Origin of the sequence: Maritalea porphyrae (assembly GCF_030159895.1) — a bacterium.
Classification (GTDB): Bacteria; Pseudomonadota; Alphaproteobacteria; order Rhizobiales; family Devosiaceae; genus Maritalea; species Maritalea porphyrae.
This window is the reverse complement of record NZ_BSNI01000002.1, coordinates 1,002,158-1,026,029: the sequence shown is the minus strand read 5'-3', so window position 1 is coordinate 1,026,029 and position 23,872 is coordinate 1,002,158. Positions and strand designations below refer to the sequence as shown.

21 protein-coding genes are annotated in these 23,872 nt (G+C 50.8%); 4 read left to right on the top strand and 17 right to left on the bottom strand.

Features of this window, described 5'->3' with window-relative positions; translation table 11 throughout:
• Positions 1-9 precede the first annotated feature (9 nt).
• The 12 genes from QQL65_RS08405 to QQL65_RS08350 all read right to left on the bottom strand — a co-directional run bounded on the left by QQL65_RS08405 (position 10) and on the right by QQL65_RS08350 (position 13,720).
• Complete coding sequence (locus tag QQL65_RS08405; protein WP_284363590.1) at positions 10-2,379, bottom strand: aldehyde dehydrogenase family protein; 2,370 nt, start codon at positions 2,377-2,379, stop codon at positions 10-12.
• Between the two features lie 4 nt (positions 2,380-2,383).
• On the bottom strand, positions 2,384-3,373 hold the full coding sequence (gene deoC / locus QQL65_RS08400; RefSeq protein ID WP_284363589.1) for a deoxyribose-phosphate aldolase: 990 nt from the start codon (positions 3,371-3,373) through the stop codon (positions 2,384-2,386).
• Positions 3,370-4,173, bottom strand: coding sequence for a purine-nucleoside phosphorylase (locus tag QQL65_RS08395; RefSeq protein WP_284363588.1), 804 nt, complete (start codon positions 4,171-4,173; stop codon positions 3,370-3,372). The genes deoC and QQL65_RS08395 overlap by 4 nt, the downstream gene beginning before the upstream one ends.
• Positions 4,170-4,580: a cytidine deaminase gene (locus QQL65_RS08390; RefSeq protein ID WP_284363587.1), complete on the bottom strand. Its 411-nt coding sequence runs from the start codon at positions 4,578-4,580 to the stop codon at positions 4,170-4,172. Before QQL65_RS08390 ends, QQL65_RS08395 begins: the two co-directional genes overlap by 4 nt.
• Position 4,581: 1 nt before the next feature.
• Positions 4,582-5,550, bottom strand: a complete 969-nt coding sequence (locus QQL65_RS08385) for an ABC transporter permease (protein WP_284363586.1) — start codon at positions 5,548-5,550, stop codon at positions 4,582-4,584.
• 2 nt (positions 5,551-5,552) lie between these two features.
• The gene (locus tag QQL65_RS08380; protein ID WP_284363585.1) at positions 5,553-6,674 is read right to left on the bottom strand and encodes an ABC transporter permease; all 1,122 of its coding nucleotides are present in this window, start codon (positions 6,672-6,674) and stop codon (positions 5,553-5,555) included.
• A gap of 16 nt (positions 6,675-6,690) precedes the next feature.
• On the bottom strand, positions 6,691-8,265 hold the full coding sequence (locus tag QQL65_RS08375; protein WP_284363584.1) for an ABC transporter ATP-binding protein: 1,575 nt from the start codon (positions 8,263-8,265) through the stop codon (positions 6,691-6,693).
• A gap of 25 nt (positions 8,266-8,290) precedes the next feature.
• On the bottom strand, positions 8,291-9,307 hold the full coding sequence (locus QQL65_RS08370) for a BMP family lipoprotein (RefSeq protein WP_284363583.1): 1,017 nt from the start codon (positions 9,305-9,307) through the stop codon (positions 8,291-8,293).
• Between the two features lie 240 nt (positions 9,308-9,547).
• Positions 9,548-10,186, bottom strand: a complete 639-nt coding sequence (locus QQL65_RS08365) for an ATP-binding cassette domain-containing protein (protein ID WP_284363582.1) — start codon at positions 10,184-10,186, stop codon at positions 9,548-9,550.
• A 9-nt stretch (positions 10,187-10,195) separates the two neighbouring features.
• Complete coding sequence (locus QQL65_RS08360) at positions 10,196-11,899, bottom strand: ABC transporter permease (RefSeq protein WP_284363581.1); 1,704 nt, start codon at positions 11,897-11,899, stop codon at positions 10,196-10,198.
• Positions 11,899-13,131, bottom strand: coding sequence for an ABC transporter substrate-binding protein (locus QQL65_RS08355; RefSeq protein WP_379863498.1), 1,233 nt, complete (start codon positions 13,129-13,131; stop codon positions 11,899-11,901). Before QQL65_RS08355 ends, QQL65_RS08360 begins: the two co-directional genes overlap by 1 nt.
• Positions 13,132-13,261: 130 nt before the next feature.
• Entirely contained in the window at positions 13,262-13,720 is a 459-nt protein-coding gene (locus QQL65_RS08350) for an SRPBCC family protein (protein ID WP_284363578.1), read from the bottom strand.
• 139 nt (positions 13,721-13,859) lie between these two features.
• On the opposite strand from QQL65_RS08350, the gene QQL65_RS08345 reads away from it, so the two are divergent.
• The 4 genes from QQL65_RS08345 to QQL65_RS08330 are packed head-to-tail and all read left to right on the top strand — an operon-like array spanning position 13,860 to position 18,289.
• Positions 13,860-15,044 carry a cell surface protein gene (locus tag QQL65_RS08345; protein ID WP_284363577.1) on the top strand — a complete coding sequence of 395 codons (1,185 nt, stop codon included), beginning with the start codon at positions 13,860-13,862 and terminating at the stop codon, positions 15,042-15,044.
• Positions 15,045-15,094: 50 nt separating this feature from the next.
• On the top strand, positions 15,095-16,033 hold the full coding sequence (locus QQL65_RS08340; RefSeq protein WP_284363575.1) for a DUF6384 family protein: 939 nt from the start codon (positions 15,095-15,097) through the stop codon (positions 16,031-16,033).
• Positions 16,027-17,505: a coiled-coil domain-containing protein gene (locus tag QQL65_RS08335; RefSeq protein WP_284363574.1), complete on the top strand. Its 1,479-nt coding sequence runs from the start codon at positions 16,027-16,029 to the stop codon at positions 17,503-17,505. Before QQL65_RS08340 ends, QQL65_RS08335 begins: the two co-directional genes overlap by 7 nt.
• Before the next feature lie 13 nt (positions 17,506-17,518).
• A complete protein-coding gene (locus QQL65_RS08330) occupies positions 17,519-18,289 on the top strand; it encodes a class I SAM-dependent methyltransferase (protein ID WP_284363573.1) in 771 nt (256 codons plus the stop codon).
• On the opposite strand, the gene QQL65_RS08325 is transcribed toward QQL65_RS08330, so the two are convergent.
• The 5 genes from QQL65_RS08325 to QQL65_RS08305 form a co-directional block, all read right to left on the bottom strand.
• Positions 18,286-18,864, bottom strand: coding sequence for a hypothetical protein (locus QQL65_RS08325; protein ID WP_284363572.1), 579 nt, complete (start codon positions 18,862-18,864; stop codon positions 18,286-18,288). The genes QQL65_RS08330 and QQL65_RS08325 overlap by 4 nt on opposite strands.
• 70 nt (positions 18,865-18,934) lie before the next feature.
• Entirely contained in the window at positions 18,935-20,758 is a 1,824-nt protein-coding gene (gene edd, locus QQL65_RS08320) for a phosphogluconate dehydratase (protein ID WP_284363571.1), read from the bottom strand.
• A 46-nt stretch (positions 20,759-20,804) separates the two neighbouring features.
• On the bottom strand, positions 20,805-21,509 hold the full coding sequence (gene pgl / locus QQL65_RS08315; RefSeq protein ID WP_284363570.1) for a 6-phosphogluconolactonase: 705 nt from the start codon (positions 21,507-21,509) through the stop codon (positions 20,805-20,807).
• Entirely contained in the window at positions 21,490-22,983 is a 1,494-nt protein-coding gene (gene zwf / locus QQL65_RS08310) for a glucose-6-phosphate dehydrogenase (RefSeq protein WP_284363569.1), read from the bottom strand. The genes pgl and zwf overlap by 20 nt, the downstream gene beginning before the upstream one ends.
• A 10-nt stretch (positions 22,984-22,993) precedes the next feature.
• Positions 22,994-23,860 carry a glucosamine kinase nucleotide-binding domain-containing protein gene (locus tag QQL65_RS08305; protein WP_284363568.1) on the bottom strand — a complete coding sequence of 289 codons (867 nt, stop codon included), beginning with the start codon at positions 23,858-23,860 and terminating at the stop codon, positions 22,994-22,996.
• Between the last annotated feature and the right edge of the window lie 12 nt (positions 23,861-23,872).

The window sequence follows — 23,872 nt, the reverse complement described above, 5'->3', positions numbered from 1 at the left end:
CCATATTTTTTATGCGCCGTACGGCACCCACACATTTTTCACCTGGGTGGACCTTGCCATGAAGTACTCGCCTTCACAAACAGACTTGTCTGCCCAATCAATCGCTTTGCCCTTGTTGGTCCAAGTTTGTTTGAGATTGTGGATAGACATTTCCTCAACCCGTTTTCCGCCAGCTGCGTCGCCGACATAGAAATGGGCATCCACACCATCATGCTCAACCAGGGTGTTGGTAAGGCTCTCTTTTTCGCCTGTGACAATGTTTACAACGCCACCTGGCAAATCGGATGTTTCCAAAATCTGGTAGAAGTCTGTCATAGCCAAAGGAGAATGCTCTGATGGGATCAGCACCGCCGTATTGCCCATGGCAATGGCAGGGGCGAGCAGCGAGATCGCGCCGAGCAACGGCGCTTCGTCTGGCGCTGTTATGCCGATCACACCAATTGGCTCAACCATCGCGACGGTCATGGCACGCGTCGGGGGATTGTGAACCGCCCCATCATATTTATCAGCCCATCCTGCAAAGGCAAACAGACGTTCAATGGTTTGGTCGACTTCTTTTTTTGCAGCACCAACACTAGCACCTGTCATGGCGCGAATGCGGTCAGCAAACTCAGCTTTTCGATAGTCTAGATTTTCGCCCATGTAATATAGGATTTGCGAACGCAAGTGAGCAGTTTTGTTGCCCCAGCCGAGCGCACTTCGGGCTGCTTCAACCGCATTGCGGATGTCTTTCCGGTTACCTTCTCCAACTTCGGCGATCAGTTTGCCATCAGGTCCGGTTATCGCACGGGCATAGCCACCATCTGGACGAGACTGTTTGCCACCCACATAGAGTTTTGCTGTGCGGTCAATACCGTCTGTTTCAAATAGCTTTGGCGCAACTGGTTTTTGCGATGCTGGCAGGGCTTTGAGCTTAGTTTCCCAAGTGGGGCGCAAATAGGCTGCCATGCCTTCTTTACCACCCTCTCGACCAAACCCGCTTTCTTTGTAGCCACCAAAACCACAAGCTGCATCAAATTGGTTGGTTGAGTTTATCCAAACAATGCCTGCCTTCACGCGAGGTGCAATATCGAGTGCAAGATTGATGTTCTCGCTCCAAACACTGGCAGCAAGGCCATATAGTGAATTGTTCGCCAAAGACACTGCCTCGTCAGGCGTGCGGAAACTCATCGCTACCAGCACTGGGCCAAATACCTCTTCGCTGGCAATTGTGTTGGCAGGGCTGACATTTGTGAAAAGGGTTGGCTTCATGAAGCAGCCATCAGCAGGTAGCTCACCGTCCGGTTGATATCTTATCGCACCTTCCTGTTCGCCCTTTTTCATCAATTCGGCAACGCGCTCAACCTGGATAGGCGCAATCAGCGCACCAATATCAATCGCCTTGTCTAACGGGTCACCAATGCGCAGCTTCGCCATGCGGGCTTTGAGTTTTTTGATAAACCGCTTTTCAATGCTTTCTTGCACCAAAAGGCGGGAACCCGCGCAGCAAACCTGACCCTGATTAAACCATATTGCGTCGACCAGACCTTCAACGGCGCTATCAATGTCCGCATCTTCAAAAACGATAAATGGCGACTTGCCGCCTAGTTCCAGCGAAATGCCTTTGCCTGAACCGGCGGTTGCTTTGCGAATGGCTTTGCCTACGCCTGTTGACCCGGTAAAGGCAACTTTGTCGATATCCGGGTGGTCCATGATCGCAGCGCCGACTTCGCCATCGCCCGTGACGATATTCACAACACCGGGTGGAAGATCAATTTCGCGGCAAATTTCAGCGAACAGCAGTGCTGTAAGCGAAGTAAACTCCGCAGGTTTAAGCACAACGGTGTTACCAGCTGCCAGTGCAGGCGCGATCTTCCACGCCATCATCAACAACGGGAAATTCCATGGGATCACTTGGCCACAAACGCCATAGGGCTGATGATCTGGGAACTCGCGTTCAATATGTTGTGCCCAGCCTGCATGGTGATAGAAATGACGGGCGACAAGCGGAACATCAATATCTCGGCTTTCGCGGATCGGTTTGCCGTTGTCCATCGTTTCAAGCACTGCAAACAAGCGGGCGTGTTTCTGCACCTGACGTGCAATTGCATAAAGGTATTTTGCCCGTTCAAAACCGGACAAGGCCTGCCATGGCCCTGTTGCCTTACGCGCAGCTTTTAAGGCACGATCAAGGTCTGCCTTCGTGCTTTGCGTAATTTGCGCCAGTTCTTTGCCATTGGCTGGATTGATTGTGGCAAAGCCTTTTCCGGGCTTCGTGAAGGTGCCATCAATAAAGCTTCCGAACTTACGCCCGTGACTATCTAGCCAAGCAACCGCTTGCTCATCACCTTCAGGCGCAGGACCATATTCAAGGTTTTTGAAAATCTCAGGAATGTTCATTGTCCTAAACCATTGGCTGGCGATAGTCAGCTGAGTAGCGACCTGTCGCGTTGTGTTCGAGTTGTCTTTCAATATCGGTCAAGAGGCTGGACGCGCCGAAACGGAACAGATGTGGCTGCAACCAGTTGTCGCCCAATTCTTCCTTCATCAGCGCCATAAATGTCAGCGCGTCTTTGGCTTTGGAGATTCCGCCGGCAGGCTTGTAACCAATTTCAATGCCTGTTTCTTCGTGGAACCATCGGATCATACGGATCATGGACAGCGAGGTCTGCAGATCTGCATTGACTTTTTCTTTGCCCGTTGACGTTTTGATGAAATCCGCGCCAGCCAACATGCAAACAAGAGAAGCCTTTGCCACATTGGTTTGGGTGGCTAACTCGCCAGTTCCCAAAATGGTTTTCAAATGCGCTTCACCGCATGCTTCGCGGAATGCTTTCATTTGATCGTAGAGGGCTTGCCAATCACCATTCAAAACATGGTGACGTTCAATCACCACGTCGATTTCTTTGGCTCCAGCGGCAACGGATGCCTCAACTTCTTTGATGCGTGTTTCAAACGGGGTCAGACCTGCAGGGAAGCCAGTGGAAACCGCTGCCACTGGAATGCCCGTGCCCTTAAGTGCATTAACGGCTGTTTCGACAAAATTGTGGTAAACGCAGACCGCGCCAGGGTTTACCTTTAGTCCATCAGCGCCCAGCGCCTTCAGGATCTCAGGTCGGACAGGCTGACGGGCTTTGGCGCAAAGGCGCTCAACGCGGCCCGCGCTGTCGTCGCCATTTAGCGTTGTTAGATCAATGAACGTGATTGCGCGCAAAAGCCAAGCAGCCTGCCACTGTTTTTTGACAGAGCGCCGGGTGCCGATCGTTGAAGCACGACGCTCAAGCGCTGAGCGGTTCATCCGCACTTGGCGCATCCACCCAAGATCCAAGTCGAAACCAGGATTGCGCTGATGATTATGGTTATGTGCGCCCAAATCTACTGCCTTAAGGGTCATAGTTCCCCTACCAATCTCTCAAGCAATTGCTCAAGTTTTTTTGCGCCTTTCAGCGCCATTTCTTTGGTGTGCTGATGCGAGATATTCTCGTCGGACAATCCCGCGCCCATATTTGTTATTGATGAACAAGCCCAAACCCGCATGCCCAAAAATCGAGCCAATATGGCTTCTGGTACGGTAGACATGCCAACCGCATTCGCACCAAAGCCTTTGATCATGTTGATCTCGGCGGGCGTTTCAAACGTTGGTCCAGAATACCAAGCATAGACCCCTTCTTTCAAGGTCAGCCATAAATCGTCGGCAATCCCGGTAGCCAGCTTGCGCAATTGAGGATCATAAGCATCGACCATATTTACAAAACGGTCGTCTGTTGGCTCGCCGATCAGCGGGTTGAAACCGTTATAATTGATGTGATCAGAAATCATCATCAATTCGCCCGGCGGTATGTCTTTTTCCAACGAACCGGCAGAATTGGTGAGCAGGAGTGTCTTCACCCCGACTTCGCGCAGAGTTTCAAGCGCGGGGCGCATTACATCCGCTCGCCCTTCCTCATAATAGTGCGCACGCCCCGTCAGGATAGCAATTCGCTTGCCACTCAAGTTGCCAATGAGGAGAGACTTGCCGTGGCCAGAAACGCCACCTGTTGGAAACCCAACAAGCTCTTGATATTTGATCTCAACACGCTCTTCGAGCAGGTCACCAACGCCTGAAAGGCCCGAACCTAAGACAAGCGCGACTTCAATCGGCGCGTCTCCTGCATGATCATGTATAATTTCTGCATTTGCAGCGGCTTCGCTCATTTAACCGCCTCCAAGCTTTCAGGTCCAAAACTATCCGGCAGAATCTCGTTCATTGTGTAGCTTTTCGCGTCGCCGTCCTCTCCCGTGCAGATAATCACCGTGTCAGCGGTTGCAAATTCCCGAATGCGTTGTCGGCATCCGCCGCAGGGCGTCACAGGATCGACACCCTTACCGATGACGAAGATTCGGTGGATCTTTTTGGCACCCGCACCAACCATGGCTGAAATTGCGGAAGCTTCCGCGCACGACCCTTGTGGGTAAGCTGCGTTTTCAATATTGCAGCCTGCATACACATTTCCGTCGTCCGCCAAAATTGCCGCGCCAACTGGAAAGTCCGAATAAGGCACGTGAGCATGCTTGCGCACCTTTTGGGCCGCATCATAGAGGGCTTGCGTTACCGCATCCATTTTATCTCTCCTTGACGTAGGGCTGTCCAACAGCTTTTGGCGGAATAGCCCGTCCGATAAAGCCAGCAAGCAACACAACAGTGAGCACATATGGCAGCGCTTGAATAAACTGCACTGGCACCTCGCCGATCAGCGGGAACTCAACACCCTGCAAGCGGATTTGTGCCGCACTCAAAACACCAAACAACAAACATGTCCAAAGGGCATTCCAAGGTTTCCATTTTGCGAAAATCAACGCCGCAAGCGCAATAAATCCGCGGCCAGCAGTCATATTTTCACTGAAGTTTGCGCCTTGGGATGTCGACAAATATGCTCCAGCAACACCGCATAGGATACCGGTAATGATTAGCGCCTGATAACGCAGTTTAAATACTGAGATACCGGCTGTATCCAGCGCCTTTGGGTTTTCGCCCACAGCGCGCAAACGCAAACCAAGACGGGTTTTCATTAGCACCCATGCTGTTATCGGCACCGCTGCAAACGCAAAATAAACAATGATCGAATGACCCGAAATCAGCTGTTCGTAAATTGGGCCAACGAACGGAACTTGACCAATTTCAGCGGCAAATGGCAATTCGATTGGGCCAATCCGCACGTCTTTTGGCAAGTTTGGTGTCGTACCACCGCGCTTGAAAATTGAGTGGCCGATAAACACGGTTCCACCAAGAGCGAGGAAGTTCAACGCGACGCCCGATATCACTTGGTTGCCGCGCAAATTGATCGACGCAATCGCGTGGATCATAGACATGCAACAAGAAACAAAGATCGCGGCCAACATGCCATACCAAACATTGCCCGTCAGCGCTGCAACGGCCGCAGCAGCAAATGCTGCGCCGAGCATTTTGCCCTCGAGACCAATATCAACGATGCCCGAACGTTCAGAATAAAGACCAGCAATACACGCAAGAAGAAGTGGTACCGCGAAGCGTACGCTTGAATTGAGCAAAGGAATTATGTCTTCGAATCCCATCGTTACGCCTCCTCTGTTGCGGTTGAATCGTCGGTGCGTGGTTTTGATCTGAATGCGCCAAAGACGCGCTCTAAGACCGGCTTGAACATTTCATCCATTGCACCAGAGAACAGGATTACCAACGCCTGGATAACCAAGACAAGTTCGCTTGGCACTGCAGGCATAACGAATGCCAGTTCCACGCCACCTTGATATAGGGCGCCAAACAGAATTGCGGCCAAAACGATCCCAACCGGGTGAGCCCGACCCATGAATGCGACCGCAATGCCGATAAAACCAAAACCTTGCACATATCCAACAACAAGGCGCTTTTGCACGCTAACAGCTTCATTGACCGCCATCATCCCGGCTAGAGCGCCAGAGATTGCCATTGCGATCACAATAATCGAAACAGCAGAGATGCCGGCATATCGAGCTGCCTCTGGGTTTTGGCCCAATGTGCGGATCTTGAACCCAAGCTTTGTCCGCCAGAGCAGAATGTAGACACCAATCAATGCCAAAATGCCAAAGATCAACATAATGTTGACGGGTGAGTGTTTGAAAAACTCAAAATACTCGGACAGAAGCGGAATACGTCCAGTTTCCGCAATGGTACGTGTTTCTGCGTTAGCACCTGGGTTTGTAATCACCTGCGCCAACATATAGCTCATGAAAGCTGATGCGATGAAGTTGAACATGATCGTGGTGATCACGATGTGACTTCCGCGTTTTGCTTGCAAATAACCTGGAATGGCAGCCCAAAGCGCCCCAAGTGTCATTGCCCCGACAATTGAGCCAACAAGCACAAACACCCAATGGGTTTGATCAAGCCAAAGCGCCATCATTATGGCACCAAGTCCGGCCACATAGGCTTGCCCCTCACCGCCGATATTGAACAGTCCGGAGTGATAAGCCACCGCAACAGCCAAGCCCGTAAAAGTGAGGCTCGTGGCATAATGCAGTGTAAAGCCAAGTCCATAGCCGCTGCCGAATGCACCGTAGGCCAGGACACGCATAGCTTCGATTGGGTTTTCACCAATCAGGGCAACCGCAAGGCCACCTACAAACAGCGCCAGCAGCACATTCATGGCTGGCATGAGGACGTTTAACGCCCAACTTGGCAATGGTTGTCTTGCACCACTCATTGCAACTCCCCCGAAATTATTGTTGGGCTGGGTCTAGCCCGGCCATTGCCAATCCGAATTCTTTTTCGCTGGCGGTAGGTGGCAGCTCGGTGACAATTTCACCGTCGAACATTACCAGCACGCGGTCTGACAAAGCGCGCACCTCGTCCAGTTCCACAGACACCAGCAAAACCGCCTTACCTTGATCACGTAATTCAATGATTTGCTTATGGATAAACTCAATGGCGCCGATATCCACACCACGTGTTGGCTGACCAACGATCAAAATGTCTAGGTCGCGGTCCATTTCACGTGCCAAGACGATCTTTTGCTGGTTGCCACCTGAGAAATTCGCCGTTTTCAGCCTTGGGTTTTGCGGTCGAATGTCAAACATCTCAATGCGCTTTTGCGCATCAGCCCGAGCATTTGAAACTGACAAAATGGGACCATCGCCAAACTTTGGATCATCTTCATATCCAAGCATGGAGTTTTCCCACTCCTCAAAAGTGGTCACCAACCCCATCTTATGACGATCCTCGGGCACATGAGCGAGCCCCATGCGACGAACTTCATCCGCAACACCGGCGCCGCTAAACTCAATTTTCTTGCCGTTAATTCGCACTTCACCCAACAAGGGGGGAAACATGCCCGAAATGGCTTCGAGAAGTTGCGATTGACCGTTGCCCGCAACACCCGCAATACCGACAATCTCACCGGCACGCACGTCCAACGATACGTTTTTCACGCGCGGCACACCAATGTCGTCGGTAACCGATAGGTTCTCGACTTCCAAAACCTTGTCGCCGGGTTTTGATTCAGTCTTCTCGACCTGCAAAAGCACCCGACGGCCAACCATCATTTCAGCCAGTTGGTCTGGTGATGTATCTTTAGTGGCAACGGTTCCAACCATCGTGCCACGTCGCATCACGGAAACGGTATCCGTAATCGCCATGATTTCACGCAGCTTATGCGTGATCAAAATAATGGTTTTACCTTCATCGCGAAGCTGCTCAAGAATGCGGAAAAGCTGATCCGCTTCCGTTGGCGTCAAAACGCCCGTCGGCTCATCAAGAATGAGCACGTCAGCGCCACGATAAAGTGCTTTCAGGATTTCCACCCGCTGTTCTTGGCCCACAGAGAGGTCTTCAATGATGGCATCCGGATCAACATCTAGACCATAGTCATTTGCCAGTCGCGTCAGTTCTTCGCGCGCCGCAGCTTTGCTTGATGCCAGCAGATGATCGCCTTCAGCACCAAGAATGACGTTTTCCAAAACTGTAAAGTTTTCAACCAACATGAAATGCTGGTGCACCATGCCGATACCCAAATCGAGTGCATGGCTGGAATCTTTGATTTTCACCTTTGCGCCGTGAACAAAAATCTCACCAGCGTCGGCGGTATAAAACCCGTATAAGATCGACATCAATGTCGATTTGCCTGCTCCGTTTTCCCCCACAATACCATGAATGGAATTCCGTTTTACGGTCAGGTTTATGTCTTTGTTTGCCTGAACCGGACCAAAGGACTTTGACACGCCTTTAAGATCGATAGCAGAAATTGACTCAGCAGCCTGTGAAGGCTGCTGAGCTGTTTGCGTTTGGTTCTCAACCATGTCGAGTTACCGTTCCCAGTTCAGATTAAGATACTGGGCAAGAATTGTCTGAACGGTAATCGTGAACTACGATTTCGCCAGAGTTGATTTTAGCTGTGTAATCAGCCAAAGCCGCTTTCATTTCGTCTGAAAGCAATGGCTCGTTGTACTCATCAACTGCCGCGCCAACACCTTCTTCAGCCAAACCAAGAACTTGGATGCCTGATGTCCAGTTCCCGTTCAACTCGTCAGTGAAGGCGTTTTGAACCGCCACGTCAACGCGCTTCACCATTGATGAAAGCATGTTGCCTGGGAACAAGTAGTTTTGGTTGCTATCTACGCCGATACCATATTTACCAGCATCCGCAGCAGCTTGAAGCGCACCTTCGCCAGCAGCACCAGCAGCGGCATAAACCACGTCAGCGCCACGCTCTAGTTGCGAACGGCCAACTTCACCAGCTGTGTTGATGTCGTTAAAGGCAGCAAAGTCTGTGCCAATAAAGTTCTGCAACACTTGGATGTCTGCGTTTGCAGCTTTCGCGCCCTGGACATAGCCACAACCAAATGCTTGCAATAGTGGGAAATCAAACGCGGTTACATAACCAATTGTACCGGTTTCTGATTTCATGGCAGCCAATACGCCAACCAAGAATGAACCTTCTTGCTCTTTAAACAGAACAGAACGCACGTTCGGTAGATCTACAACACTGTCGATAATTGCAAAGTGTGTGTCTGGGAATTCTTTAGCCACAACGGTTAGCGGCTCAGCCCATGTGAAACCAGGCACCACGATTGGGCTCGCACCCTGCTGTGCAAAACGACGAAGCGCTTGCTCGCGTTGTGCGTCTGTTTGAATTTCGAGGTCTTGGTATGAATTGCCAGTTGCTTTTGCGTAAGCTTCGGCACCATTCCACGCCATTTCGTTGAATGATTTGTCGTTCTTGCCAGCCGCATCATAGATGAGTGCAGGATCAGCAAGCGCCACACCTGTCATCAAAGCAGTAAATGTTGCTGCGCCAAGTATGGCCTTTGCGCCAATAGAAATTTTCTTTTGGACGGTCATGAATGTCTCCCTTGTCACGTCGTCATATGGTTTAACACCGCAGGTCCGAAAACCTGAGATGCGTCCATTTGATGTTTTTAATTCAAGCGTTTTATGAGTTCCTCCGCAAGCAAAAACGCCAGCTTGCACACCTCAATCGTTAGCGGGTGCGAAAGAATATTTCAAGCATTTTTTGACCATTCGGTCAAACAGGTGGCTTTTCGCCAGTAAAACCATTGTGTTTTACTATATGGTAAAATTTTAAAGTGTGATTATTTGACCCCCAGAACTTTCAGCGTCCGCTTGATCGTGGGTCACCAAAAGTGTGGGAAGTTTCTTCGCTTTTGCTTGCGCAAAGACAAACTGGCGGACCTTTTCACGCAATCCAGAATCAAGCGCTGAAAATGGTTCATCCAAAAGCAAGGCTTTGGGCTCTGATAACAGCACCCGAACGAGCGCAATTCTTGACTGTTGACCGCCCGATAGCGTTAGCGGATCTCGCTCGCCTAAGTCTGCCATATGAACGGCATCTAGCGCGCTACGCACCCTTTCGCACCTCTCATGCTTTGTGCCCGCCGCTGGAAGTCCAAATAGAAGATTTTCTTCGACGCTGAGATGGGGAAACAATAATGGGTCTTGAAACATCAATCCCACTTTCCGTTGCTCTGGCGGGACTTCTGAAATGTCGACCCCATCAAGTATGACCCGCCCAGAAAAACTGAACGAAGGGGCAAGAAAGCCTGAAATCAAGTTGAGAAGCGTAGATTTGCCGGAACCTGAGGCCCCCATGATGGTCAGCACCTCTCCAGGCTTGACCGTCGCGTCGATGCTGAAAAGCTGCTTGCTGCCCTGAAAAAGTCTCAAGTCCTTGAGGCGAAGCGCGTGATCATTTTGTACCATTGTCATGACCTACCTGAAGAACTTCCTATTTGGATATGTAAGCCGTGGTATCATGACAGCTGCCAAGAATCCAATCGCAGGTAGTAGAGTTTGAACTAATGCATAGACGCCGATCAGCCGTCGATCACCGCCTGCTGCCAGCGCGACAGCCTCGGTCGTAATCGTTGGAACTCGTCCAGCGCCAATGAGCAAGGTTGGTAAATACTGGGCTATCGAAATAGCCATACCCAATGCTGTCGCAAGCAAGATTGGCTTTAATAGCATTGGCAGCCGCACGGCAAGCAGTGCCCTGTTTTGCGACTGACCAAGGCTTGTCGCCACACGCAGATAACGCCGGTCAAAGCTTCTAAACGGCGCTGCCAGTGATAGGAACACATAAGGTAGAACGAAGATGCTATGCGCGAGCGCCACCGGCCAAAAGCTGCCATCCCAACCGATCCGCACCAAAAGAACCGAGATACCGAACAAAAATGCGATCTGCGGGACAATCAACGGTAAATAGAGAATGCGCAGCGCAGCCGGCGTGAATTCGATGTCGCGGCGATATTCGTTCTCCAAACAAGCGATCGTTAAAAACAGCGAAATCGACGTCGCGGTTGCTGCAATCAACATTGCATTTATCACCGGCACCCACAGGGCGCCCGCACTTGCGATCCATTTCTTTGACGTGAATTGAACCGGCAAAGCATCGGGGAAGCGCCAAAATCCGGCTAATGACCAAATTGCCAAAATGACAAATGAGAGCAGAGAAATAATAACCACGCCAGTGATCAGAGTATTAGCACTGAAGCGAAACCAGCGATCATTTTGATGTCGGTGGCCATTTATTGTTGCGCGGCGTCCCATATAGGCAACCAACTCTTCGCCCAACCGCCAAACCAAAATTGCAAATAGGGTCGCGCCCAACTGCCAAACAGCACCAGCCGCAGCAACAAAACGCATTTCTAGTTCTGGATCATTCATCCATCGCAAAAGCTGCACAGGCAACATAGCGGGGAAGTTGGGGCCCAGAATAAGTGAGACATCAACGACAGAGGTGGCGTAGGCAATCACAGCATAAACGGGCAATCGCATTTGCTTATAGAGCGCGGGAAAAACCACAGTGAACCATGCCCAAACACGCCCATAGCCCAGGGAGCGCGCAACTTGAAGACGCTCGTCAACATTGATTTGGCTCGATACAGAAAGTGCCACCAAGAACAGAAATGGGATTTCTTTTAGTACTAAGCCAAACAGCAATGCTTGGCCCATAGGGTCATTGATGATCAGCCAATCTGGTGGATGATCAAACCCTGTAGCCCAAGGCGACACAAGTCGCACCAACCAGCCTGATGGCGCGATAAGAAAGGCGAAGCCAAAGGCCGCAGCGGCGTGCGGAACTGACATGAGCGGCGAAACAAAACGCGTAATGCGGTTGAAAAGTGTCGTCCCCCTCGAAGATGCGAAAAAGCTCGTGACAAGCGCCAATGAAATAAAGGTGGTTGCCAATCCAATCCAGATTGATAAATGCACGGAGTGCCAAAAACCGGGTTTAAGCGTAACCTCACGCATGAACTCAGTCGTTATCTGATTGCCGCCAAGGGATGGGAAATAGCCAATGGCCGGAAGCACGACACCAGCCAAGCCCGCCAAGAGCGGACCAGTTAGAACAATAATCATGACGACCGGGGCGAGTATCAAAGGATCGCCCCAGCCCTTGTTTCTAGTCTGCATTAGTTAGAGCGCACGTAGCGTTTTGCCCATTCTTCTTCTAACTTCACGGCCCAGCTTGCATCTGGCTCCAGCAATGTTGCGCCAAATTGATCCGCCGCCAAAGTCGCTGGACCACGTTCCAGCGCATCAAACAAGGCTTTGCCCTCTGCAGGCAGCGCATTGATATTAAGAACGGTTGGATCGCCCCAAATGTTCTCGTCAGCTTTGCGCGCTTGAGCTTCAGCTGAAAGCAAGAAATCCGCAACGACCATAGCGCCCGCTTTTGCGTTTGCGTTATATGGAATCGTCACAAAGTGTGAATTGCCCATCGAGCCGTAATCCAAAACGAATGAGCGAACGCTGTCCGGCAACTCTTGCTGCTTGATTGCTGAAGATGCCTCACCCGGGTTAAACGTCATCGCGATGCCAATTTCACCATCTGCAAGCAAATTCTTCAACTGGGTCGTATCCGACGCGTAGACTTCACCCTTACGCCAGAGGTTTGGTTTGAGACGATCAAGATACCCCCAAAGCGGCGCAGTCACAGTGTCAAAATCTGCATCTTCCGCTGGTTGGCGCAGTATAGATTGGTCCTCAACCACGCCGTAAAGCACCTGCTTAAGGAAAGTTGTACCGATGAAATTTGGTGGTGCGGCATAGGTAAAGCGGCCAGGATTTTCTTCAACCCACTGCGCCAAGTCTTCAAGGTTCTTCGGCGGCGTTTCAAGCCACGCGCTGTCATAATAAAATGTCAGCTGCGCCATCCCCCATGGGCTCTCTTGCCCGTCCACAGGCACCGTGAAATCATAAGTTAGCGTTGGTTTGCCTTCAATATCGGCAAATTGATAGTTTGGCAGCTTTTCGGACCAGTTGTCGTCGATCAACAGTCCCTGGCGTTTCATTGAGGCAAAATTTTCGCCATTGATCCAGATGAGATCAACCGAGCCGCCCTCGTTGCGACCCGCAGCCTTTTCGGTGACCACCCGATTTACTGCGTTAGCGGTATCGTCCAGTTTGACGTGATTAAGGGTCACACCATATTTGTCCTGAACTTGTTCGCCAACCCATGCGATGTAGGCGTTGATGTTTGGTGCCCCACCCCAGGCGTTGAAATATACTTCTTGGCCCTTTGCCGCTTCAACAACTGCAGGCCAATTTGATGGATCAACATCTTCGGCCAAACTGGCAGATGGCAAAGCCAACAAGGTTAGCGCGCTCGCGGCGGCGACAATTTTATTCAGCATAATCAACAAGGTCCCTCAAATTACGATATTGCCCACGGCCAGAAATGCCTTGGCCACTAAACAAGTGCAATACACTTTGATGTTATATCAATGTGAGAGAACAAATTGGAACGGGGTTTATTGCCGCGACAAGGCAGAACTATTGCACAGGTACTGCCGTTGCACCAAATTGCTCGGCAAAGTGCTCAAAGAATCGGTCAATCACGCCTTGGGCGGTGCCTGAAACAAGCTTTGAACCGATTTTTTCAATTGAACCAGAAACCTCGCCATAGGCTTCAAACAGCAATGTTGATCCATCCGCATGATCTGCCAATTCAATATCAGCAAAGCCCTTGGCCAGCCCAAGAAGCCCACCACGACCTTGTCCTGACAAAGTGTAGCTGCGCGCCGGATCAACATTTGAAAGCGACAAGTCACCAACGAACTTAGGTTTGGCCACGCCTAGATTCACTTTAATCGCTGCTTCCAAATTGGCGTCATCCACCCATTCGATGCGATGGCAACCAGGGATGCAGGCCTTTAGGACTTCAGTGTCATTCAATGCGTTCCAAACCGCAGTACGCGGCGCGGAAATTATGTAATGTCCAACAAATTTCATGTTTACCCTTTACCTGAGCGCCAAATGACACAATATCTCAAACACATGGTAACATGGTTGCAAGCTGTCAATCGTTAGCTGTAAAAAGCTACTTGAGACCAAAACCTAATTAAGGCTACAACACCGGGGAAGTATCATTATGTCAACTGAACTTGCTGAAAAGCCATTGCAATATCTGGACAAAGCAATGGGCGCCATTCGCGAAATGGGCCTGTGGCCTGAAAATGTAGAAGAAGCACCAATTACAGGTCTTTTGGAACAGATCACTGAGTTGGACGAAACCCGTGTAATTTTGATCGGGCGCACATTGAACCAAGCCAGCATTTTCAACGAAGTGGTGCGCGAACAAATCGCTGCGATGAGCATTGGTGAACGTTACGAAGATATCACCAAGGGCTTTGACAGCATTCGCGACGATGCCAAAGGCATGGTGGATCAGCTTCAAGATGGCAAATTGGACATGCTTGAACGGGCATCCAACGTATGGATGAAAGTGACGCGTGGCGACATTCCGACCCGTTTCGAAAAAATCCGCACAATCTATTTGGACGTCACCAAAGACACTAAAGATCAGATTGATCGCGAACACACCATCTTGGAAGCTTATCGTGACTTCCGCGGTGCGCTGAAACAATCTGAAGTGATGGCCCTAGAGGTTTTTGAAAAAGCTGAAGTTCACCTTCAGGAACGCAAAGATGCGCTATCAGCAGCCACTAAAGAGTTGGAAGACTTTGCAGAAGGTACACCGGCAGATCGAGCGCGCTTAGAGATGGCGCGTGACGAGCGTTTGCGCGAAATGCAGAACGAAGAACGTCGCTACCAAATCGCCAAAGATCTTTCTGACAACCTCACCATTTCTTACAATACTTCAGAAGTCGTGATGGCTCGGTTGGCGCAAACGACAAACGCAAAAGAACGCGTCTACCAGCAATCAATTTCGTTCTTCTCTACCAACGAGACCGTGCTAACTGCGCTCAGCGCGTCGTTTACAGGTTTGTTTGGCTTGCATGAAAGCACCGAAACGCTGAACGCAATGAAAGAAGGCATGTCAAAAAGCCTTGAGACATTGGCTGAGATTGGCGACACCGTGCAAGAAGAAGCACTTAAGGCAGGCTACGGCCCAACAATCCGTGCCGATGCTGTGATGAAGTTGGTTGATAGCGTTGTGAATTTCCAAGAAAAATCACGCGGGATCATCAATGAGATGCGTGAGCAATCAACACGCAACTCAGCCGAAATTCGCGATGCTGTTGAAGATGGCAAGCGGCGGTTGGCAAAATTGGCTTCTGAAGGCAACACCATTTTGCTTGAAGACAAGAGCTAAATGCCTGTTGGTCTGGTCCAAACGGACAAATGCATGTTGAGTTGAGCTGAATGACACGAGCTAAAAAAACAAAAGCTGCACCGCTAGATGAAGTGATGCTGGCAATGGATGTGGTGGACACACTGCGCCATAGCGATAATCTGGTTGCCCGCGAACTGGGTGAAGAGGATCGCGCTAGCGCGCTCATGGAACGGCTGCGTGAAGTGTATCGTCAGCAAGGCATCGATGTGCCAGACCGGATATTACGCGAAGGGGTGGCCGCGCTAAACGAAGCGCGGTTTGCCTACTCGCCGCCGTCTGGCGGTTTAGGTTATTGGTTAGCTCGCTTTTACGTCTCACGGCGGAAATGGGGCCGCCCAGTTACGATTATTCTACTTGCCGCAATCATTGGATTTGTAGGCTATAACTTTGCGTACAAGCCTTACCTAGAAGGACAAGCGCAGGCGGCAATTGAGCGTGTGCAGACTGAGCTGCCGCAAGAAATAGATCAACTGCTTGCACAAATCCAATCAACGGCAAAAGTTGAAACCGCGATTGCGACAGCAACAGAAATTGCGGAGCGCGGCAAAACAGCGGCCGCAGCAAAGGATGCTGTCCGCGCCGAATTGGCGGTTGCAGATTTGAATGCACTACTCGACAAATTGCGCGATGAATATCGCTTGCAAATTGTCAATCGCGAAGGCGCGGATACAGGCATTTGGACATTTCCAGATGTGAATGACAATGCGCGGAATTATTACCTCATTGTTGAAGCAATTGGCACCGACGGATCGGCTCAGACCAAATCGATTGTCAACGAAGAAACTGGCCAAGCTGAGCGCGTAACTCAATGGGGAGTGCGCGTTTCCGAAGTGGTGTTCAATGGTGTCAAAGATGACAAATTGGATGATGGGATTATTCAGAACAACATTCTGGGCCTCAAGCAGTATGGCTACTTGGATGCCGATTACGTCATTCCAGTATTGGGCGGTGAGATAACACAATGGTAAAGCGCAAAAGAAAAGTTTCCGGCCCCGAAGCCCTGCGCTCGCTTGATCGCGCGTTGGATGATATTCGCCGCGATGAGAAGCAAATGACGCGGCTATCTGCGGACGCAACAGCCCGTATCAGTCGGTTGCGTGAAATTGAAGCAGAGCAGTTTATTGCGTTGGCGGAATTGCGCTTGGACCCAGCACGCAAAACCGAAATCACCGGCGATATTTCACGTGCAGAAAAACAAGCTCGCTCTATTTTGGAAAAGCACGAAAGCCAGTTTAACGACATTGCTGAGAGGCTCGATTCAATTGATCAAGAGATCAAATCGATCGTTGAAAAACGGCAAAAGGCGCAGGAGGTTTATGAGAAAGCCGAAGCAGAACTGGATGCGCTGAGTGGCGAGGTCTTCAAAACGCTTAAGACCGATGAAAAGTATCAAGCCCAACTGACAAAAGCGAACGAAGCAAAGTCCGTTGCAGAACATGCATTGAAGAAAACCGAAGTTGCAGAAGCTGACCGCGAAGAAAAGGGCAAACCTTATCGCGAGGACCCATTGTTCATGTATCTTTGGGAAAGCGGCTACGGCACCAGCTCTTATAGCAGCAACAATTTGGTGCGCTTCTTTGATAAAATGATCGCAGACATGGTGCGCTATCATGATGCAAAACCAAACTTTGCTATATTGAACGAAATTCCGATGCGCTTGCGCGAGCATGCAGAGCGCTTGCTTGAAGATGCGGATAAAGAACACGCAAAACTGAAGAAGCTCGAAGACAAAGCGTTTGATGCTGCGGGTGGCAAATCATATCGCGTGAATTCAGAAAAAGCGGAAAAAGAAATCGCAGCGATTGATGAAGCGCAGGTGCGTCTTGAGGACGAACGTGATGAATTGGCCCGCAACCATTCGAAACTGGCAGATGGTGGCGACACAGCGTATCACGAGGCTGTTGAAACCCTTACTGACGGCTTGCAACGTGAAACGATTTCAGAGCTTTACGATCAAGCACGGCAAACGTCGAGCCGCGAAGACGATTTGATCATTCGCAAAATTGACGCCGTTCGCGAAGAGATTGTTGAACAAGAAACCGATCTTGCAGAAGCAAAGGGTCGGCTTAAGACATTGGCGGCACGGCGTCGCGAGTTGGAAGATATTGAATGGGAATTCAAGAAATCCAACTTTGACGATCCACGCATGAAATTTGACGATGATCTGATCGAAGATGTTTTGGAAGAGTTTTTGAAGGGCGCTATCACTGCCGCTGGATATTGGGGCCAATGGCAAGCGGCGCAAAAGGGCATGAATTACGGCTCGCGCTCAAAAAGCAAAACCACGCGTTCAAAGTCTGGCCCTTGGAGTAAAGGCAACTTAGATTTCGGCTCCTTTGGTTCGCCAAGCAGTGACTTTTCACGGCCACGCGGCTCTTCTCGCCGAGGTTCAAAAGGCAGCCGCAAGCATGGCAACTTTAAGACCGGCGGCAAATTCTAAAGGGAATTCGTAGATGTCAGACGTCCACGACAGCGCGGCAAAGGGATATCAATCCGCGGCCGACAAGTATCAGCGTGGACGCCCTGATTATGCAGTTCAAACATTAGACTGGCTTCTAGAAGACCTAGCAATCGCCCCACAAAGTTCTGTTGTTGATCTTGGCGCAGGCACTGGCAAATTCACCAAACGCCTATGCGAATTATCGGACCAAGTTATTGCCGTCGAACCAGTCGACGCAATGCGCGAAACGCTTGCCCAGAATTTGCCACAAGTCCGGGCCCTAAGAGGCACTGCCACCTCTATTCCACTAGAAAACGATTCTGTTGATGTTTTGGTTTGCGCGCAATCGTTTCACTGGTTCGCTTCAGACGAGTCTGTCGCTGAAATCCACCGCGTTTTAAAACCCGGCGGCCTGTTTGGTTTGATTTGGAATGTCCGCAAAGCGCGCGGCGATTGGGTAGACCAACTAACGCGGATTGTATCGCAATATGAAGGCGATGCGCCGCGCTACTCTACAGGGGCGTGGCGTAAACCCTTCCCAGCGCGTGGGTTTGGCCCGCTGCAAGAAAAGAGTTTCCCACATGCACATATTGGTGACCCTGAGGATGTAATCATCAATCGGTTTATGTCGGTCAGCTTTATTGCGGCGCAGGATGAAGCGACGCGCAGCGACATAGAAGGGCAAATCCGCAAATTAATCATCACGCACCCAGAGCTAAAGGGGCAAGCTGAAGTATCTTTCCCCTATGCCACTGAGTGTTTTTGGTGTGTCAAAGAAGTTTAGCAGTCTTTGATATCTTGTTGCTTGGCTTGCTTTAGCAAATCCATGATCGTCATATTGTCGATCAATGGCATCAAATCACCTTTGCCACCTTGCGCGATGTAAACGGAAAAGCGTTCCTGGCCATAGTCGATCGGCGCTGTTTTACAGAAATCCGGCTGTACGCCGATTGAGAGCTTTCCGCTTTTGGTCTCTTTTGATTTCATGTCGCGCATCGTCGCTTGCAACTCTAAAATCTTGGTCTTTGCTTCATCGTTAAATTGAAACAGCGAAAGTACTTTGCCACGGCTTCGCGGAAAACTGCTCAACGAAAGATTGTTTTGGTCCACTTGCACCAATGCAAAACGATGGGTCGATGGCCCCTGCCCCGCAGCCTCAATGGTCATTGAGAATGTTGAAGTGTCAGGCTGCGCCTTAAGGCTTGGCGTTGCCTGAACTCCAAACACCAGATTTGCCATATCACTGGTCAACGGATCGAAATTGGACATCGTCTGCATGGTTTTGATTGTTGACAATGACACACATGCATTCAGTGCCAAGGCTAAAGCGGCAATTGCCAAAAATTTCAAGTAAAACATTAAAAAAACACCCTCATGCTTGATCACAAGGGTGTTTTACTATTCAAAATGGGGTCGCAATGTGGCGAAATTAAAAAATCTCTCCTAATGCGTTTGCGCCTTTGTCGGCTGAGCTGACCAGCGCCCGCATGCCAGCAAACAATTCTCGGCCTAAGCCGTGATGAGAAGACGAAAGATCCTGTGTCGCCAATGGTCGCGCGTCAAACTCAGCTTGGTCCCCCAAAAACTCAAGTGTTCCCTTTTCAGCATCCAAGCGCAGCATATCGCCATCTTTAATCTTCGCGATCGGGCCACCATCCACTGCTTCTGGTGTCAAATGAATAGCGGCCGGAATTTTGCCTGATGCGCCAGACATGCGTCCGTCGGTGACCAATGCAACCTTGTAGCCACGCCCCTGCAAAATGCCTAGTGGCGGTGTCAATTTGTGCAATTCAGGCATACCAATGGCCTTTGGACCTGAGAACCGTACCACCGCAATCATATCTTGTTCCAGATCACCCTTTTTGAAAGCGTCTTGCATCTCATCTTGCGAGTGGAACACCTTTGCTGGCGCTTCAACAAACCGGTGCTCTTCTTTCACCGCAGAGATTTTGATAACTGACTGGCCCAAATTGCCTTTAAGCAATTTCAAGCCGCCAGTTTTGGCAAATGCCGCGTCTGTGCCCGCTAAGACTTTGTCGTTCCCGGTGGTTTTTGGCGCGGACACAAAGTGAATTTTGTCGCCATCAAGTTTAGGCTCCTGCGCATAAACATGTAGGCCCGACCCCCAGATGGTTTTCACGTCTTCATGCAGCGCACCATCATTGAGCAGCTGATCGATCATGAAACCCATGCCGCCAGCGGCGTGGAAGTGGTTCACGTCTGCCATCCCGTTGGGATATACCCGCGCGAGCAACGGTGTTGCGTCAGACAGGTCAGACATATCTTGCCATGTAATTTGAATGCCAGCAGCGGCGGCCATGGCAATCAGGTGAATGGTGTGGTTGGTCGACCCGCCTGTTGCGTGCAAACCGATCATACCATTCACTATTGCTTTTTCATCAATCACTTGGCCAACAGGCGTGAATTCATTGCCCAAAGCGGTAATTGCCAATGCGCGACGGGCCGCCTCTTTGGTCAATGCGGTTCGCATTGGCGTACCTGGATTGACGAAACTTGAGCCAGGAATATGCAGGCCCATAATTTCCATGAGCATCTGGTTGGTGTTCGCTGTCCCATAGAATGTGCAAGTGCCGGGCGAATGGTAGCTATCGCTTTCAGCTTGCAAGAGTTCATCGCGACCAACTTTGCCTTCTGCATATAGCTGACGAATGCGTGCTTTTTCATCGTTCGGCAAGCCGGTAGGCATTGGCCCAGCTGGCACAAATACCGCAGGGATATGACCAAATGTCAGAGCAGCAATAACCAGACCCGGCACAATCTTGTCGCAGATGCCAAGATACATGGCTGCGTCAAACATATTATGGCTTAGGCCAATCGCTGCTGACATGGCAATCACGTCGCGCGAGAACAAAGACAGGTCCATACCCGGTTGGCCTTGGGTAACGCCATCGCACATGGAAGGAACGCCGCCAGCCACTTGTGCAGTCGCGTTCATTTCGCGCGCTGCCTCTTTGATTAGATCCGGATAATCTTTATAGGGCTGATGGGCCGACAACATATCGTTGTAAGCGGTGATAATACCAATATTTGGCGTAATGTCGTCGGAGAGTTTTTCTTTCTCTGCCGGTGCGCAAGCTGCAAAACCGTGCGCAAGGTTACCGCAAGAAAGCGCAGACCGATGCACGCCGCGTCTAATCTGCGCGTCCATACGATCCAAATAGATCCGACGCGTTTTCTCACTACGCTTGATGATCCGGTCGGTGACGTCCTTGATTTGATTATTTACGCTCATCGGTCATCTCCAGTTCGTGTTGTGCCCTCAATCAGGGAGGATTATTTTAAGGGCACCAATAAATGTTGAGTGGCGTTCGATCCTGACGCAAAACGGCGCGGACTGGCATGTCATTTACATCGCCTTCGCCTTGCGCTGCTTCTAAGACTTCTTGCTTAGCCTCGCCTTCAATATGAAGCGCCAAAAGCTCTGTATTTAGCAAGGCCGGTAGCGTGAATGTGATGCGTTCTTCGCCCGCTCCAGCAGCGCGCATTGAAGAAAAGATCTGATCGTTTGCCAAATCGATCGCCGCTTCCAGATTGTCGCCACCTGGGAAAAAGCTGGCCGTGTGGCCGTCGGTGCCCATGCCTAAAATCACCACAGTGATCGGCTGCGCCATGCCATCAAAACGCGTTGTCAGCTCACCAATGCCGTCATCGGCACTTTTACCTTCGACAAACAAGGGTTCGAAGTGTGCATTAGCGGCATCACCTTGCAACAAGTTTTCGGCCACGAGTTTGGCGTTTGAGCGGTCCGAGGTTGGCGGCACCCAGCGTTCGTCAACCAACGAAATAAATACTTTTGACCAGTCAAGTTCAGCGCGGCCCAAATGCTGAAAGAATAGCTTTGGCGTCGATCCACCAGACACCAGCAGGCTCGCTTTGCCGTTGCGCGCAATCGCTGTGCGCAGCGCGCCGGCAACATCTTCGGCCAATGCGGCAGCAAGAATGTCTTTGTTGGCAAATTCGGTTTTAGAGGCCTTTTGGGTCATCTGCTTCCTCGTGCCATGTGCGTCCATCTCTTTCGATCAGCGCTATAGAGGCTGTTGGGCCCCAAGTGCCTGCGGTATAGCCGTGCAATTGGCTGGTGTCATTGTCCCAAGCTTCGCGGATCGGGTCGATCCAACGCCAAGCCGCTTCCAACTCGTCGCGGCGCATGAACAATGTCTGGTTACCACGAACCACGTCCATTAGTAGGCGCTCATAGGCTTCTGGTGTGCGCTGCACGAATGTGTCAGCAAATGACAGATTGAGTGGCACCTGGCGCAACCGCATGCCACCTGGGCCGGGGTCCTTAATCATAAGGAACATTTTCACGCCCTCATCTGGCTGCAAACGCAACACCAAACGGTTTGCTTTTGGCACGCCTTCGGAACGTGAGAAAATTGAATGCGGGATTTCGCGGAACTGGATTACGATCTCGGATGCGCGGGTTGCCATGCGCTTGCCGGTGCGCAAGTAGAATGGCACGCCATTCCAGCGCCAGTTTTCAACCTCAGCCTTGATCGCCACAAAGGTTTCGGTGTTTGAAGAAACGCCATCGCCGAGCTCTTCTAGATAGCCGGGGACTTTGGTTTCTTCAGAAGACACGCCGCGATACTGACCACGCACGGTGAGTTTTTCTACCGCATCGCCAACAATTGGCTTCAAAGCGCGCAGCACTTTGAGTTTTTCATCGCGCAGCGCATTGGCCTCATCAGAAGCTGGTGGTTCCATCGCCACAAGACACAAGAGCTGCAGCAAGTGGTTTTGCACCATATCGCGCAACGCGCCCGACTTTTCGTAATAGCTGCGACCGCCTGATCCGACGCTCTCCGCTACCGTGATCTGTACGTGATCGATATGCGCGGAGTTCCAAATCGGCTCGAACAGCGCATTTGCAAAACGCAAAGCAAGCAGGTTCTGAACTGTCTCTTTGCCCAGATAATGATCGATCCGATAGACTTGGTCTTCGCGGAAAACCTTGCCCACGGTGTCGTTGATATCGATTGAGCTCTCAAGGTCGCGCCCCAGTGGCTTTTCCAGCACTACTCGCGCATCGGGCGTCCAATAATTGCGGGTAGCCAAATAATCGCAAATCGGTTCGAAAAGGAACGGCGCAACCGCCAAATAGAATGCCCGCACAACCTCGGGGTCGTCGCGTAACGAATTGTCGAGCTCGGCCCAGCCGTCTTTGTCGGTTACATCGTTGGTGATGTAGGTGAAGATAGAAGCAAATTCGTGCAATTGCTCTTCATTGATCAGGGTCGCATCAACGAATTGGCGAACCGAAGCGATTGCAAAGGCTTGGAATTCCTCATCGGTCATTTCCGAGCGCGAAACGCCAATAATGCGCGAATTTGTATCGAATTGCTGATCGATAAATCGATGGAAAAGCGCCGGGATTAGTTTGCGTTGGCTCAGATCACCTGTGGCGCCAAACACCACATAATCAAACGGATCAACCGGGATAATTCGGCTCGACATTGCTTGCCTCCTAGCTTGCGGCTTTCGCCATCAATAGCGCACCATGCTGTGCGTCAGCTTGTGCACCCATCACATAATCACCATAGCGTTCTTTCAGCAGCGGCAGCAGACGCTCGCCAAACCCGCCAACGATGGCCAGTTTTTTTGCGCCGCGCGCCTTGAACCAATGAGCGAACTGATCCAGTTGCTCATATTCAAACGCCATCATTTCTTCAGCAATTGGATCGCCTTGCTCAACAAATTCCATGAACATCGGGATCAAGCTGGCAAAGTCTTTGGGCCACGCCTTAAACGACCACGCCATCATTGAATCCGTTGAGCCGCCTAGCTTTTCAACAACTGCCTCGGTTAAAGGCGAGCCTTCGCATAATCCATCCAGCGCCTCAATCGAGCGACGGGCAATCGCGCGGCCCAAAATGGCGCCCGATGCCGTATCAGAAATATGATAGCCCCAACCGCCTACAGGGTGGAGTTTGCCATCAACTTTGGCAAGGCCAGCTGAACCAGTACCGACAATCAACACTGCGCCATCTTCACCAAGATGCGCGCCTTCACGCGCTGTCTCAACGTCATTGTGAACTAGGGTTTTGGCAAAAGGGTAGTCGCGGGCAGCAAAATCACGTTTTGAGCTTTCCAAATGCGCACCAGCAAGACCAAGACAAGCAACGGTGTTGGCCATCTCTTTTTCGCCTAAACCGGCCTTTTCAAACACCTTATGGCTTACTTCGATAATCGAGCCATAGGCTTGGCTGCCATCACCAATGGTGGTGTTGGCCGGACCGCCCCGAGTTTCAGCGATTGTTTCGAGATTTTGATTGGCGAGGCGTGCGCGACAATTGGTGCCGCCGCCATCAATGCCAAGATAGTAATTTTGCACCGGGCGCTCTCC

What these genes read in the sequence shown, in the direction of transcription:
- QQL65_RS08380 (WP_284363585.1), bottom strand. Translation starts at nt 6,674, where the DNA reads ATGAGTGGTGCAAGACAACCATTGCCAAGTTGGGCGTTAAACGTCCTC.
- QQL65_RS08405 (WP_284363590.1), bottom strand. Translation starts at nt 2,379, where the DNA reads ATGAACATTCCTGAGATTTTCAAAAACCTTGAATATGGTCCTGCGCCT.
- deoC (WP_284363589.1), bottom strand. Translation starts at nt 3,373, where the DNA reads ATGACCCTTAAGGCAGTAGATTTGGGCGCACATAACCATAATCATCAG.
- QQL65_RS08395 (WP_284363588.1), bottom strand. Translation starts at nt 4,173, where the DNA reads ATGAGCGAAGCCGCTGCAAATGCAGAAATTATACATGATCATGCAGGA.
- QQL65_RS08350 (WP_284363578.1), bottom strand. Translation starts at nt 13,720, where the DNA reads ATGAAATTTGTTGGACATTACATAATTTCCGCGCCGCGTACTGCGGTT.
- zwf (WP_284363569.1), bottom strand. Translation starts at nt 22,983, where the DNA reads ATGTCGAGCCGAATTATCCCGGTTGATCCGTTTGATTATGTGGTGTTT.
- QQL65_RS08330 (WP_284363573.1), top strand. Translation starts at nt 17,519, where the DNA reads ATGTCAGACGTCCACGACAGCGCGGCAAAGGGATATCAATCCGCGGCC.
- pgl (WP_284363570.1), bottom strand. Translation starts at nt 21,509, where the DNA reads ATGACCCAAAAGGCCTCTAAAACCGAATTTGCCAACAAAGACATTCTT.
- edd (WP_284363571.1), bottom strand. Translation starts at nt 20,758, where the DNA reads ATGAGCGTAAATAATCAAATCAAGGACGTCACCGACCGGATCATCAAG.
- QQL65_RS08385 (WP_284363586.1), bottom strand. Translation starts at nt 5,550, where the DNA reads ATGGGATTCGAAGACATAATTCCTTTGCTCAATTCAAGCGTACGCTTC.
- QQL65_RS08335 (WP_284363574.1), top strand. Translation starts at nt 16,027, where the DNA reads ATGGTAAAGCGCAAAAGAAAAGTTTCCGGCCCCGAAGCCCTGCGCTCG.
- QQL65_RS08345 (WP_284363577.1), top strand. Translation starts at nt 13,860, where the DNA reads ATGTCAACTGAACTTGCTGAAAAGCCATTGCAATATCTGGACAAAGCA.
- QQL65_RS08370 (WP_284363583.1), bottom strand. Translation starts at nt 9,307, where the DNA reads ATGACCGTCCAAAAGAAAATTTCTATTGGCGCAAAGGCCATACTTGGC.
- QQL65_RS08390 (WP_284363587.1), bottom strand. Translation starts at nt 4,580, where the DNA reads ATGGATGCGGTAACGCAAGCCCTCTATGATGCGGCCCAAAAGGTGCGC.
- QQL65_RS08325 (WP_284363572.1), bottom strand. Translation starts at nt 18,864, where the DNA reads ATGTTTTACTTGAAATTTTTGGCAATTGCCGCTTTAGCCTTGGCACTG.
- QQL65_RS08340 (WP_284363575.1), top strand. Translation starts at nt 15,095, where the DNA reads ATGACACGAGCTAAAAAAACAAAAGCTGCACCGCTAGATGAAGTGATG.
- QQL65_RS08365 (WP_284363582.1), bottom strand. Translation starts at nt 10,186, where the DNA reads ATGGTACAAAATGATCACGCGCTTCGCCTCAAGGACTTGAGACTTTTT.
- QQL65_RS08360 (WP_284363581.1), bottom strand. Translation starts at nt 11,899, where the DNA reads ATGCAGACTAGAAACAAGGGCTGGGGCGATCCTTTGATACTCGCCCCG.
- QQL65_RS08375 (WP_284363584.1), bottom strand. Translation starts at nt 8,265, where the DNA reads ATGGTTGAGAACCAAACGCAAACAGCTCAGCAGCCTTCACAGGCTGCT.